Origin of the sequence: Aeromonas sp. YN13HZO-058 (assembly GCF_001921245.1) — a bacterium.
GTDB classification, from domain to species: Bacteria; Pseudomonadota; Gammaproteobacteria; order Enterobacterales; family Aeromonadaceae; genus Aeromonas; species Aeromonas allosaccharophila.
Window position 1 is genome coordinate 40,361 of sequence record NZ_MQSY01000009.1, and the last position, 14,166, is coordinate 54,526.

11 protein-coding genes are annotated in these 14,166 nt (G+C 60.2%); 10 read left to right on the forward strand and 1 reads right to left on the reverse strand.

The annotated features are described in order from the left end of the window. Positions 1–98: 98 nt before the first annotated feature. The 5 genes from def to BSP75_RS01070 all read left to right on the forward strand — a co-directional run bounded on the left by def (position 99) and on the right by BSP75_RS01070 (position 5,916). On the forward strand, positions 99–611 hold the full coding sequence (gene def / locus BSP75_RS01050; protein WP_042062412.1) for a peptide deformylase: 513 nt from the start codon (positions 99–101) through the stop codon (positions 609–611). Between the two features lie 12 nt (positions 612–623). Then, positions 624–1,568, forward strand: a complete 945-nt coding sequence (gene fmt, locus BSP75_RS01055) for a methionyl-tRNA formyltransferase (RefSeq protein ID WP_075111928.1) — start codon at positions 624–626, stop codon at positions 1,566–1,568. Between the two features lie 60 nt (positions 1,569–1,628). Then, a complete protein-coding gene (gene rsmB, locus BSP75_RS01060; protein WP_075111929.1) occupies positions 1,629–2,921 on the forward strand; it encodes a 16S rRNA (cytosine(967)-C(5))-methyltransferase RsmB in 1,293 nt (430 codons plus the stop codon). 79 nt (positions 2,922–3,000) lie between these two features. Further along, on the forward strand, positions 3,001–4,377 hold the full coding sequence (trkA, locus tag BSP75_RS01065; RefSeq protein ID WP_042062417.1) for a Trk system potassium transporter TrkA: 1,377 nt from the start codon (positions 3,001–3,003) through the stop codon (positions 4,375–4,377). Between the two features lie 96 nt (positions 4,378–4,473). Next, on the forward strand, positions 4,474–5,916 hold the full coding sequence (locus BSP75_RS01070; protein WP_075111930.1) for a TrkH family potassium uptake protein: 1,443 nt from the start codon (positions 4,474–4,476) through the stop codon (positions 5,914–5,916). Positions 5,917–6,166: 250 nt separating this feature from the next. On the opposite strand, the gene typA is transcribed toward BSP75_RS01070, so the two are convergent. Beyond that, positions 6,167–7,978 carry a translational GTPase TypA gene (gene typA / locus BSP75_RS01075; RefSeq protein WP_042062420.1) on the reverse strand — a complete coding sequence of 604 codons (1,812 nt, stop codon included), beginning with the start codon at positions 7,976–7,978 and terminating at the stop codon, positions 6,167–6,169. A gap of 352 nt (positions 7,979–8,330) precedes the next feature. Between typA and glnA the strand changes: the two genes are divergently transcribed. From glnA to add, 5 genes are all read left to right on the forward strand, one after another. Continuing rightward, positions 8,331–9,740 carry a glutamate--ammonia ligase gene (gene glnA, locus BSP75_RS01080; protein ID WP_033135368.1) on the forward strand — a complete coding sequence of 470 codons (1,410 nt, stop codon included), beginning with the start codon at positions 8,331–8,333 and terminating at the stop codon, positions 9,738–9,740. Positions 9,741–9,855: 115 nt separating this feature from the next. Beyond that, positions 9,856–10,434 carry a DUF4124 domain-containing protein gene (locus tag BSP75_RS01085; protein ID WP_075111931.1) on the forward strand — a complete coding sequence of 193 codons (579 nt, stop codon included), beginning with the start codon at positions 9,856–9,858 and terminating at the stop codon, positions 10,432–10,434. A gap of 86 nt (positions 10,435–10,520) precedes the next feature. Further along, entirely contained in the window at positions 10,521–11,576 is a 1,056-nt protein-coding gene (gene glnL / locus BSP75_RS01090; protein WP_005356202.1) for a nitrogen regulation protein NR(II), read from the forward strand. Between the two features lie 9 nt (positions 11,577–11,585). Beyond that, positions 11,586–13,004: a nitrogen regulation protein NR(I) gene (gene glnG, locus BSP75_RS01095; protein ID WP_042062424.1), complete on the forward strand. Its 1,419-nt coding sequence runs from the start codon at positions 11,586–11,588 to the stop codon at positions 13,002–13,004. Between the two features lie 142 nt (positions 13,005–13,146). Further along, positions 13,147–14,148 (forward strand): adenosine deaminase, encoded by a 1,002-nt coding sequence (gene add, locus BSP75_RS01100; RefSeq protein ID WP_075111932.1) that lies wholly within the window; start codon positions 13,147–13,149, stop codon positions 14,146–14,148. Positions 14,149–14,166: the final 18 nt, after the last annotated feature.

A 14,166-nucleotide genomic window follows, 5' to 3' on the forward strand; every position in this document is an offset into this window, starting at 1 on the left:
GTTACTTCTGCACGCAAAGTGTTGCTGTTTTTTGTCGGCGTAAATGACTAGAATTACGCCAATATTGACTGCATTTATACGAAACTAAAGAAAAAACTATGGCCATTCTAGATGTATTGCGTTTTCCCGATGAACGCCTGCGCACTGTCGCAGCCCCTGTCGAGACCTTTACACCCGAGTTACAACAGATTGTAGATGATATGTTCGAAACCATGTATGCGGAGGAAGGCATTGGCCTGGCCGCGACTCAGGTCGACGTTCATCAACGCATCATAGTGATCGATGTCTCTGAAAACCGTGAAGATCCTCTGGTATTGATCAATCCGGAGATCATCGAGCAGTGCGGCAGCACCGGCATCGAAGAGGGTTGCCTCTCCGTGCCCGGCAGTCGTGCTCTGGTGCCGCGCGCCGAACAGGTCAAAATCCGCGCGCTGGATCGCAACGGCAAGCCGTTCGAGCTGGAAGCCGACGATCTGCTCGCCATCTGCATCCAGCATGAGATGGATCACCTGGTCGGCAAGCTGTTCGTGGATTACCTGTCCCCGCTCAAGCGCCAGCGCATTCGCCAGAAGCTGGAAAAGATGGCCCGTGAAGATCGCAAAGTCCTCTGAGGATCTGCCCCATTGAATAAGCTGAAACTGATTTTTGCCGGTACTCCCGACTTCGCCGCCCGTCACCTGGCGGCGTTGTTGTCTTCCGACCACGAGGTCGTTGCCGTCTATACCCAGCCGGACAAACCCGCCGGTCGTGGTCAGAAGCTCACTGCCAGCCCGGTCAAAGAGCTGGCCCTGACCCACAATCTGCCGGTCTATCAACCGGCAACCCTGCGCAAAGAAGAGGCGCAAGCCGAACTGGCTGCTCTGGGTGCCGACCTGATGGTCGTCGTGGCCTATGGCCTGATCCTGCCCAAGGTGGTGCTCGATACCCCGCGTCTGGGCTGCATCAACGTCCACGGATCCCTGCTGCCCCGCTGGCGCGGCGCGGCACCGATCCAGCGCGCCATCTGGGCGGGCGATAACGAAACCGGCGTTACCATCATGCAGATGGATGTGGGGCTTGATACCGGCGCTATGATCCGCAAGGTGAGCTGCCCCATCGCCGCCGATGACACTTCCGCCAGCCTCTATGACAAGCTGGCCGAGCTGGGCCCGCAGGCGCTGGTCGACACCATCAATGCCATGGCCGCCGGTGAAACCGCTGCCGAGGCGCAAGATGATGCCCAGGCAAACTACGCCGAGAAGCTCTCCAAGGAAGAGGCCCGCATCGACTGGTCGATGGAGGCTGTTGCCATCGAACGCTGCATCCGCTCGTTCAACCCCTGGCCCATCAGCTGGTTCGAAGTGGCTGGCCAGACCATCAAGGTGTGGCAAGCCGCGGTGGTGGACAGTGACCACGGCCAACCCGCCGGTACCCTGCTCAAGGCCGACAAACAGGGGATCGACATCGCCACCGGCAAAGGGGTACTGCGCCTGCTGACCCTGCAACCGCCCGGCAAGAAGGCCATGTCCGTTTCGGATCTGCTCAACTCTCGCCGCGACTGGTTTGAACCCGGCACGCAATTGAATTGAACTGGATTGAATTGACACAAGCGGGGCCCAGGCCCCGACTTGCGCATCTAAGGTAACTCTATGAAAACACGTGCACAGGCCGCTCTCGTTATTCAACAGGTGCTGGATCAGGGTCAATCCCTCTCCGCTGTTCTGCCTGCTGCCCAGGAGAAGGTCGCACCTCGCGATCGCGCTCTCCTGCAAGAACTCTGCTACGGCACCCTGCGCTGGCTGCCCCGCCTCGATGCGGCAGTCAACGAGATGATGGACAAGCCGCTCAAGAACAAGAGTCGCATTTTCCACTACCTCATCCTGGTCGGTCTCTATCAGCTCATCTACACCCGCATTCCGGCTCACGCCGCGGTGGCCGAGACCGTCAACGCCGTCAAACTGCTCAAGGGTACCTCCCTGCGTGGCCTCATCAACGGCGTGCTGCGCAACTTCCAGCGCAGCGCCGAAGTCATTCTGCTGCGCATAGACCGCGTCCCCAGCATTCGCCTCGGTCATCCTGAGTGGCTCACCAAGCGGCTGCGTCAGGCCTATCACGATGAGTGGGAATTCATCATGGAGGCGAACAACCAGCGCCCCCCCATGTGGATCCGCAACAATAGCCAGCGCCAGAGCCGCGATGCCATGCTGGCCCGCATGGCCGACGTCGGCATCAATGCCGTGGCCGGTGAAGAGGGCGAGGATTGCATCCTGCTGGAGCGTCCTTGCGACGTGACCAAGCTGCCCGGCTTCGAGGTCGGTGACTGCTCGGTACAGGACGGAGCAGCACAACAGGCTGCGGCGCTGCTCGACCCGCAACCGGGCGAGTGGGTGCTGGATGCCTGCGCCGCCCCTGGCGGCAAGACCGCCCACTTGCTGGAGCGTCAACCCAAGCTGGCCGGCGTAGTCGCCGTCGATGCCGACGAGAACCGCCTCAAGCGGGTGCAGGAAAACCTGGACCGCATCGGCCTGAATGCCAAAGTGATCCACGGCGATGCGGCGGCACCGGAACAGTGGTGGCCGGAGGGTCAGTTCGACCGCATCCTGCTGGATGCTCCCTGCTCCGCCACCGGCGTGATCCGTCGCCACCCCGACATCAAGTGGTTGCGCCGGGATCAGGACATTCGCGAGCTGGCCGAACTGCAGCGCCGCATTCTCAATGCTCTCTGGGGCAAGCTGAAAAGCGGCGGCACCCTGCTCTACGCCACCTGCTCCGTATTGCCGGAAGAGAACCGCGAGCAGATCCGCGCCTTCCTTGCGGCGACCAAAGATGCCAAATTGGTGCCATTGCACGAACAGGACACCCCGGACTGCCCGGGTCGCCAGTTCCTGCCGGGTGAAGCCGAGATGGATGGCTTCTACTACGCCAAACTGTTCAAGCTGTGAGTCTGGCCAGCTTCTTCCGGGGTAGCCGCCATGCTGGCGGCACGCCCCTTTACTGCATCAACGTGAGTAGACGTTCCCTATGAAAATCATCATTTTGGGAGCCGGCCAGGTCGGCGGCACCCTGGCTGAGAACCTGGCCGGGGAGAACAACGACATCACCATCGTCGATACCGACAGCGAACGGCTGCGCGAGCTGCAGGACAAGTTTGACCTGCGGGTGGTTAACGGTCACGGCGCCCACCCCAGGGTGCTGCGTGAAGCGGGGGCCCAGGATGCCGACATGCTGGTTGCCGTCACCAACAGTGACGAGACCAACATGATCGCCTGTCAGGTCGCCTACTCCCTGTTCAACACCCCGAACAAGGTGGCGCGGATCCGCTCGCCCGCCTATCTGACCGAGCGGGATCGTCTGTTCCTGCCGGAATCGGTGCCGGTGGATCACCTGATCGCGCCGGAGCAACTGGTGACCGATTATGTGCGTCGCCTGATCGAGTATCCGGGCGCCCTGCAAGTGGTTGATTTTGCAGGTGGTCGCGTTGGTCTGGTGGCGGTCAAGGCCTACTACGGTGGCCCGCTGGTAGGCAATGCCCTCTCCACCCTGCGCGAGCACATGCCCAACATCGAAACTCGGGTTGCAGCCATCTTCCGTCAGGGCCGTCCGATCCGTCCGCAAGGCACCACCATCATCGAAGCGGATGACGAGGTCTTCTTCGTTGCCGCTGCGGGCCATATCCGCGCCGTGATGTCTGAGCTGCAGCGCCTCGAGAGCCCCTACCGCCGTATCATGATCGTCGGTGGCGGCAATATCGGCGCCGGCCTCGCCCGCCAGCTGGAGAAGCGCTACAGCGTCAAGCTTATCGAGCGCAACCAGAAGCGGGCGGAGCAGCTCTCCGAACTGCTGGAGAACACCATCGTCTTCTGTGGCGATGCGGCGGATCAGGAGTTGCTGGCCGAGGAGCACATCGATCAGATCGACGTCTTCATCGCCGTGACCAACGAGGACGAGGCCAACATCATGTCGGCGCTGCTCGCCAAGAAGATGGGCGCCAAGAAGACCATGGTGCTGATCCAGCGCGGCGCCTACGTCGATCTGGTGCAGGGCGGTTCCATCGATATCGCCATCTCGCCGCAGCAGGCCACCATCTCGGCCCTGCTGACCCACGTGCGCCGGGCCGATATCGCCAACGTCTACAGCCTGCGCCGCGGTGCGGCCGAGGCGATCGAGGCGATCGCCCACGGCGACGAGAACACCTCCAAGGTGGTCGGCAAGACGGTGGGCGAACTCAAGCTGCCGCCGGGCACCACCATTGGTGCCGTCGTGCGCGGGGATGAGGTACTGATCGCTCACGATCGCACCAAGATCCAGCAGGATGACCACGTGGTCATGTTCCTGGTAGACAAGAAGTACATCCCGGAAGTGGAGCGGCTGTTCCAGCCAAGCCCCTTCTTCCTGTAACGTCTTCATGCGCACAGGCTGTCAAACCAGACCCGGCTCAGCTCCTCCAAGGGGATGGTCCGGGTCTTTTGTTAATCAACGACCAGGTTATCGAACATGATCAAGCTGCGTCCCATTATCTTCACCCTGGGGCTGGTGCTCTCCAAGCTGGCGCTCTTCATGTGGCTGCCCACCTTGCTGGCACTGCTCACCGGGTCAGAGGGATTTGTCGAGTTTCTCAAGTCCGTGCTGATCACCCACGGCGCCGCCCTGCTCTGCCTCCATTACGGCCGCAAGGCGGAGTTTCATCTGGGGGTGCGGGAGATGTTCCTGCTCACCACCTCGGTCTGGGTGGTGGCCTGCGCCTTCGGCGCTCTGCCCTTTGTCTTCATCACCCACATCAACTTTACCGACGCCTACTTCGAGACAATGTCGGGGGTAACGACCACGGGCTCCACCGTGCTCTCCGGCCTCGACAGCATGGCCCACAGTATCCTGTTGTGGCGCTCCATCCTGCAGTGGCTGGGCGGGGTCGGCTTTATCGTGATGGCGGTTGCCGTACTGCCCTACCTCAACGTCGGCGGTATGAAGCTGTTCCAGACCGAGAGTTCGGACTGGTCAGACAAAAGCGCGCCGCGGGCCAAGACGGTGGCCAACAACATCGTCGTGGTCTATCTGGTGCTCTCCATGCTCTGCTTCATGGCCTATTGGGCCAGCGGCATGAACATGTTCGAGGCGATCAACCACGCCATGACCACCCTCAGTACCGGCGGTTACTCCACCTCCGATCAATCCATGTCCCACTTCTCCAACTCGGCACACTGGATTGGCACCCTGTTCATGTTCCTCGGCGGCCTGCCCTTCCTGCTCTATGTGCAGAGCCTCAACCACAGGGACTACAGCCTGTTCAAGGATGCCCAGGTGCGCGGCTTCTTCTGGCTGGTGGTGTGGGTCACCGCCATCATGACCCTCTATCTGTGGCAGCGGGATCTGTTCAGCTTTATGGATGCCTTGCGCATCAGCTGCTTCAACATCGTCTCGGTACTCACTACCACCGGCTACGGCCTTGGTGACTTCGGTACCTGGGGCCCGCTCGCCAGCATCGTCTTCATCGTGCTGCTGGCGCTGGGAGCCTGCTCAGGCTCCACTGCGGGTGGTCTGAAGATCTTCCGGGTACAGGTGGCGTTTGCCCTGTTCAGAAAGCAGATGCGTCAGCTGATGCACCCCTCCGCCGTATTCCCGCAGAAATACAACGGCCGGACGGTCAATGACGCCATCATCCGCTCGATGATCTCCTTCGTGCTGGCCTACTTCGCCATCATTCTGGTGATCGCCGCGCTGCTGGCCGCCATCGGGCTCGACCCCCTCACCTCCATCTCCAGCTCCATCACCGCCGTCGCCAACGTCGGCCCGGGCATGGGCCCTGTGGTTGGCCCCAGCACCAACTTTGCTAGCCTGCCGGAATCAGCCAAGTGGCTGCTGTCATTTGGCATGCTGCTGGGGCGGCTGGAGATCCTGACGGTCGCCGTACTCTTCTTCCCCTCCTTCTGGCGCCAGTAACCCCTTACGGCATGTCAGCAAAAAGCCGCAGCGTTCACCCGCTGCGGCTTTTTTATCTCAAGCATTCTCACGACTTTCGCTCACCGCTTATCGGCCCACTCATCATCCATTGCTGATGATCTGAACGACCTCACCAGGATGACCAGAGCGGATCACAAGCATAAAAAAACGGACCCAAACCAGAGGTTTGGGTCCGTTTATCAGTGAACCGTCAGCGGCCGCGAGGGCTACCGAGACTCAGCGCATGGCATTAACCACGGCCGGAGCGCTTGCGGTCCATCTCGGTCAGCAATTTCTTGCGGATACGGATGTTCTTCGGAGTCACTTCTACCAGTTCGTCGTTGTCGATGAACTCGAGAGCCTGTTCCAGAGTCATGCGGATCGGCGGAGTCAGCACCTGGGCTTCGTCGGTACCGGAGGCACGCATGTTGGTCAGCTGTTTGCCCTTCAGGCAGTTAACAGTCAGGTCGTTGGAACGGGAGTGAATACCGATCACCTGGCCTTCGTACACTTCGGTCGCGTGACCGATGAACAGACGACCGCGGTCTTGCAGACCGAACAGGGCGTAAGTCAGGGCCTTACCGGTTGCGTTGGAGATCAGCACGCCGTTCTGACGCTCGCCGATGCTGCCACCCTTGTGCGGACCGTAATGGTCGAAGGTGTGGTACAGCAGACCGGTACCGGAGGTCATGGTCATGAACTCGGTCTGGAAGCCGATCAAGCCACGGCTCGGGATCATGAAGTCAAGACGGACACGACCCTTGCCATCCGGCGTCATGTTGGTCATTTCGCCTTTACGCAGACCCAGTTGCTCCATCACGGAACCCTGGTGCGCTTCTTCAACGTCCACAGTTACGGTTTCGAACGGTTCTTGCAGAACGCCGTCAACGGTACGCAGGATTACTTCCGGACGAGACACAGCCAGTTCGTAACCTTCGCGACGCATGTTTTCGATCAGGATGGAGAGGTGCAGTTCACCACGACCGGATACGCGGAATTTGTCCGGATCATCAGTCTCTTCCACGCGCAGGGCCACGTTGTGGACCAGCTCCTGGTTCAGACGCTCCAGAATGTTACGGGAGGTCACGAACTTGCCTTCTTTACCGGCGAACGGTGAGGTGTTGACCTGGAAGGTCATGTTCACGGTCGGCTCGTCAACGGAGAGCGGCGGCAGGGCTTCAACAGCACCGTTGTCACAGATGGTGTCGGAGATTTTCAGCTCGCCCAGACCGGTGATGGCGATGATGTCACCCGCTTGCGCGTCGGTAACTTCAGTACGGGACAGGCCCAAGTAACCCAGCACCTGGCCGACTTTACCGTTACGGGTTTTGCCGTCAGCACCAACGATGGTGACTTGCTGGTTGGTCTTGACGCGACCACGGGTGATACGGCCGATACCGATAACGCCGACGTAGGAGTTGTAGTCCAGCTGGGAAATCTGCATCTGGAAACCACCGTCGGCATCCGCCGCCGGGGCTTCTACGTTGTCAACGATAGCCTGGAACAGAGGCTCCATGTTCTCGGACTCGACGTCCTGATCCATGGTGGCCCAACCGTTCAGTGCAGAGGCGTAAACAACTTTGAAATCCAGCTGTTCGTCAGTCGCGCCCAGGTTGTCGAACAGGTCGAATACCTGATCCATTACCCAGTCAGGACGAGCACCCGGACGGTCGATCTTGTTGATGACCACGATCGGCTTCAGACCCTGAGCGAACGCTTTCTGGGTCACGAAACGGGTTTGCGGCATCGGGCCATCTACGGCGTCAACCAGCAGCAGCACGGAGTCAACCATGGACAGTACGCGCTCAACTTCACCACCGAAGTCGGCGTGACCCGGGGTATCAACGATGTTGATGCGGTAGTCGTTCCAGCGGATCGCAGTGTTCTTGGCGAGAATGGTGATGCCACGTTCCCGTTCCAGATCATTGGAGTCCATGATCCGTTCCTGACCTTCGCTGGTGCGATCCAGAGTACCGGATTGCTGCAGCAGCTTATCAACCAGAGTCGTTTTGCCGTGGTCAACGTGCGCAATAATCGCAATATTGCGTAAATTCTCTAACATTCTCGCCTCAAATCACCGGGTAAAATTGGGCGCTAATTGTACTCTCGCCTTTGTGATCTGCCTAGCAGAATTGCAGTACATTCGCGCACAACAACGGATCTGGATCATAGACCTCCCCGACAAACCCTGCTTAGATGGGCGGTGGCCGTATTTTGCGCACCATTACAGCGCACCAAAACGATCCACCACTGCACCAAATTGATGCAACACGAGTCGAGAACGCCTGATTTGGGGGTACCTCACCAGCGGGATTGCCCTGAAATCAAGCTGTCACAAACTTGGCACGATACTGGCTTATGTGAATGTGACGACGCATTCACCCAGAGAGTTTTAACACCGGAGGTTACTTAGCATGTCAGCCCAGAACGTATTGGCCCTGATCCAGGAACACGAAGTCAAGTTTGTTGATCTGCGCTTTACCGACACCAAGGGTAAAGAGCAGCATGTATCCATCCCTGCTCACCAGGTTGATGAAGATTTCTTCGAAGACGGCAAGATGTTCGATGGTTCCTCCATCGGCGGCTGGAAAGGCATCAACGAATCCGACATGGTGCTGATGCCGGATGCAGCCTCCGCCAAGCTGGACCCGTTCACCGAAGAGACCACGCTGAACATCGTTTGTGACGTGCTGGAGCCTGCCACCATGCAGGGCTACGACCGCGATCCGCGCTCCATTGCCAAGCGTGCAGAAGATTTCCTGAAGTCCAGCGGCATCGCTGACACCGTGCTGTTCGGGCCGGAGCCGGAATTCTTCATGTTCGACAACATCACTTTCTCCAACACCATGGGCCACAGCTTCGTGAAAATCGAATCTGAAGAAGCCGCATGGAACTCCGGCACTGCCTATGAGCATGGCAACAAGGGTCACCGTCCGTTCGTGAAAGGCGGTTACTTCCCGGTTGCGCCGGTCGACTCCTCCCAGGATATCCGCGCCGCCATGTGTCTGGTACTGGAAGAGATGGGCCAGGTTGTTGAAGCTCACCACCACGAAGTGGCCACTGCCGGTCAGAACGAGATCGCCACCCGCTTTAACACTCTTACGCTGAAAGCGGATGAAGTGCAGGTGCTGAAGTACGTGATCCACAACGTGGCCCACGCCTACAACAAGACCGTTACCTTCATGCCGAAACCCATGTTCGGTGACAACGGCTCCGGCATGCACTGCCACCAGTCTCTGGCCAAGAACGGCGTCAACCTGTTCGCTGGCGACCTGTACGGCGGCCTGTCCGAGATGGCTCTGCACTACATCGGCGGTATCATCAAGCACGCCAAGGCCATCAACGCCTTCGCCAACCCGACCACCAACTCCTACAAGCGTCTGGTTCCGGGTTATGAAGCACCGGTCATGCTGGCCTACTCTGCCCGCAACCGCTCTGCCTCCATCCGTATTCCGGTGGTACCGAGCCCGAAAGCCCGTCGTATCGAAGTGCGCTTCCCGGATCCGGCTGCCAACCCGTACCTGGCCTTTGCAGCCCAGCTGATGGCCGGTCTGGACGGTATCATCAACAAGATTCATCCGGGCGATGCCATGGACAAGAACTTGTATGACCTGCCGCCGGAAGAAGCCGCAGAAGTGCCGACCGTTGCCGGTTCTCTGGACGAAGCACTGTCCGCTCTGGATGCAGACCGCGAGTTCCTGACCCGTGGTGGCGTGTTCAGCGATGACTTCATCAACTCCTACCTGGAACTGAAACAGCAGGATGTTGACCGTGTGCGCATGACCCCGCACCCGCTGGAGTTCGAACTTTACTACTCCGTCTAAGCCAGAACAGGCTGCCCATTTAAATCCGGCCAGCTTGCTTAATCGTGACAAAACCCGCCATCTGGCGGGTTTTTTCTCTGATAGGATTAAGAAAATGACCGTCAAGGAGAGATGGATGAACAACAAGCATGTTTTAGGGGTGCTCGCCCTGCTGTTACTGACCTCGTTCGGGGCGGATGCGGCCAAGGTCTACTCCTGGGTCGATGGCAATGGCATCACTCACTACACGGATGCACCACCGCCAAACAAGAGTGCCAAAGAGGTCGATCTGCGGGTCGCCCCGCTGCTGGGCAGCAGCACGCCCAGATCGGTGCAGGTGGACAACTTCAACAGCCTGACCGGCGCCGATGCCAAGAAGGAAAAAGAAGCAGCCAAGCTGGCCATCGAACTGCTCTCGCCGGAACAGGGCAGCACGCTGCGCGACAACACCGGCAACATCGTCTTTCAGGGCAATATCAGTCCGAAACCACCGACCCAGTATGATGTGCGCCTGATCCTGGATGGCCAGGCCGCCCCCATCGTCAACAACAGCCTGTCGATCCGCGTCGAGAACGTCGATCGCGGCGCCCACGAGGCGCAGCTCGAGCTGCTCGCCAAAGACGGTACGATCCTTGCTAAATCCAGTGCAGTCACCTTTTACCTGCATAGAGCGAGCGTGACGCCGGCTCCCAAACCCACCCCCAAAGCCGACTAGGGGTGATATAGCGCACCGATGCGGGTAAACTCTATGCACCATATCGGTGCATAACAGGTGTGTAGCACCGTTTTAGGGAGAAACCTGTGCCAACCCGCTCGGACAACGCCAAAACACTCTTGGATAATTTGCTGACCGCCGTGATCCTGATGGATGAGCGGCTCTGCATCCAGTTCGTCAACCCGGCGGCTGAACAGCTGCTCTCCCTCAGTGAACGACGGCTGATCGGCATTGAACTTCCCCATCTGCTGGAACATATCTCCCTCGATTTGCAGCGGCTCAAGCAGTGCCTCGTGTCAGGGCAAGGCTTTACCGACAGCGAAGTGACTCTGGTGGTAGAGGGAGAACCGCGACTGGTGGAGCTGAGCGCCACCCCGATGGCCGACCACGAACAGCGTCTGCTGGTGGTGGAGCTGCGCAAGATCGACCAGCAGAAGAAAATCAGTCAGGAGCAGCAGCAACATGCCCAGCAGCTGGCGGCCAAGGAGCTGGTGCGCGGGCTGGCCCACGAAATCAAGAATCCCCTCGGCGGCCTGCGCGGCGCGGCCCAGCTGCTGCAAAAAGAGCTGCCGGACCCGGCCCTGCGCGAATATACCGGCATCATCATCGAACAGGCCGATCGGCTGCGGGTACTGGTCGATCGGCTGCTCGGCCCCCAGCGCCCCGGCCGTCACCAGATGCACAATGTCCATTCGGTGCTGGAGCAGGTACGCCGACTGGTGGAGCTCGAACTCCCTCCCTCTGTTCGCATCGAACGGGATTACGATCCCAGCATCCCCGAATTCGAGATGGAGCCGGATCAGCTGCAGCAGGCGTTTCTCAACATAGTGCGCAATGCCGCCGAAGCACTGGGCGACCAGACCGGGCTTATCCGCATCAAGACCCGCACCGCGTTCCAGATCACCATCCACGGCCAGCGTTACCGGCTGGCAGCGGAGATCAAGATCATCGACAACGGCCCCGGCATTCCCGATGCAATTCGCGACACTCTGTTCTACCCGATGATCACCGGCAAGGAGGGGGGAACCGGGCTCGGCCTCTCCATCGCCCAGAACCTGATCGACCAGCACAAGGGACGGATTGACTGCATCAGCTGGCCAGGTCACACCGAATTCACCATTTTTCTACCGCTTCGCAAGTAAGGGAACCCCATGACCGCCAAAGTGTGGATCGTCGATGACGACAGTTCTATCCGCTGGGTGCTGGAGCGCACTCTCGGCAGCGAAGGCTTCAACTGCGAGAGCTTTGCCGATGGCGAAGCGCTGCTGCACGCCCTTGAGCTGCGCTCGCCCGATGTGATCCTCTCCGATATCCGGATGCCCGGCATCGACGGTCTGAGCCTGCTGGAACAGATCCACCGCCGTCAGGCCGATCTGCCCATCATCATCATGACCGCCCACTCGGATCTCGACAGCGCGGTCAACGCCTACCAACGCGGCGCCTTCGAGTACCTGCCCAAACCATTCGACATCGACGAAGCTGTGACCCTGGTACGCCGCGCCGAGAATCACCTCAAGGAGCAGCGCACCAAGCGCAAGTCTCGCCAGCAAGAAGCCACCGCCACTCCGGAGATCATCGGTGAGGCGCCGGCAATGCAGGAGGTGTTCCGCGCCATCGGTCGCCTGTCGCGTTCCAGCATCTCGGTGCTGATCAACGGTCAGAGCGGTACCGGTAAGGAGCTGGTCGCCCACGCGCTGCACAAGCACAGCCCGCGCGCCCACAAGAACTTCATCGCCCTCAACATGGCGGCTATCCCCAAAGATCTCATCGAATCCGAGCTGTTCGGTCACGAGAAGGGGGCCTTTACCGGCGCCAACAACATCCGCCACGGCCGCTTCGAGCAGGCCGACGGCGGTACCCTGTTTCTCGACGAGATCGGCGACATGCCGCTGGATGTGCAGACCCGGCTGCTGCGGGTGCTGGCCGATGGCCAGTTCTACCGGGTCGGTGGCCATCAGCCGGTGCAGGTGGATGTGCGGATCATCGCCGCCACCCACCAGAATCTGGAGAAACGGGTCGCCGATGGCGAGTTTCGCGAGGATCTGTTCCACCGCCTCAACGTCATCCGCATCCACATCCCCGCCCTCAAGGAGCGCCGTGAGGATATCCCCCAGCTGGCCCGCCACTTCCTGCTGCGCGCCGCCAAGGAGTTGAACGTGGAGGCCAAAAGCCTGCACCCGGATACCCAGGCCTATATCAGCCGTTTGCCCTGGCCGGGCAACGTGCGCCAGCTGGAGAACGTCTGCCGCTGGCTCACCGTGATGGCTTCGGGGCAAGAGGTGCTGGTCGGCGACCTGCCTGCCGAGCTGCTCACCCCCATCACCAACAGTGCCGAACCCGGTCAACCGGCGATGCCCGGTTGCTGGCAGCAGCAGTTGCAGGAGTGGGTGGCCAGCAAGTTGGCGCTGGGCGAGATCGATATCCTGGCCGATGCCATGCCCCAGTTCGAGCGGATCATGCTGGAAACCGCGCTGGAACACACCCACGGCCACAAACAGGAGGCAGCGCGCCTGCTTGGCTGGGGCCGCAACACCCTGACCCGCAAGCTGAAGGAACTCGATCTCTCCTGAGTCCCCGGGAAAAACGATTCCCATCACGCCCTGACAAATCACTGCCCGCAAGCACCCCGTTTAACCGTAAACGGGGTATCTTTTTTGAAAGCCCCGCCTAGAATGGCAGGCTTTCAAACCTGACTCGACGAGGGCGCCAACCATGATTGACAGATCTCTCCCCCTGACCGACCTGCACCGCCATCTGGACGGCAACATCCGCCCGCAAACCATCCTCGAGCTGGGTCGCCAACACAATATCGTGCTGCCCGCCTTCGAGCTGGAGGCACTGCGCCCCCACGTCCAGATCGTCGAGAACGAGCCGAGTCTGGTCGCCTTCCTGAAGAAGCTGGATTGGGGGGTGGCCGTGCTGGCCGACTATGACGCCTGCCGCAGGGTCGCCTACGAAAACGTGGAAGATCTGCTGCGCGCCGGTATCGACTATGCCGAGCTGCGTTTCAGCCCTGCCTATATGGCGATGGCCCATAAGCTGCACCCGCAGGGCGTGGTGGAAGCCATCATCGACGGCGTGGCCGCTGGCAGCCGCGACTTCGGCATCAAGACCAACCTGATCGGCATCATGAGCCGCACCTTCGGCACCGAGCAGTGCAATCAGGAGCTGGCCGCCTGTCTGGCCCACCGCGACAAGCTGGTGGCCATCGATCTGGCCGGTGACGAGCTGGGCTTCCCGGGCACCCTCTTTACCGATCACTTCCGCAAGGTGCGCGATGCGGGCCTGCGCGTCACAGTGCACGCCGGTGAAGCCGCCGGCCCCGAGAGCATGTGGCAGGCCATTCGCGAGCTGGGTGCCGAACGTATTGGCCACGGCGTCAAAGCGATTCAGGATCCGGCCCTGATGGCCTATCTGGCCGAACACCGCATCGGCATCGAGTCCTGTCTCACCTCCAACGTCCAGACCACCACGGTAGCGAGCCTGACCGAACACCCGATCCGCCAGTTCCTGGCTGCCGGTGTGCTGGCCTGCCTCAACACCGACGATCCGGCTGTGGAAGGGATCGACCTGCCCCACGAATATGAGGTGGCCGCTCCGGCCGCTGGCATGACGGCGAGCGAGATCCGCACTGCCCAGCAGAACGGCCTGATCCTGGCCTTCCTGAGCGATAGCGAGAAAGCCGAGCTGAGCGCCCGCGCCGCCAGCCGCTGATCCACACCGGCACTGCAA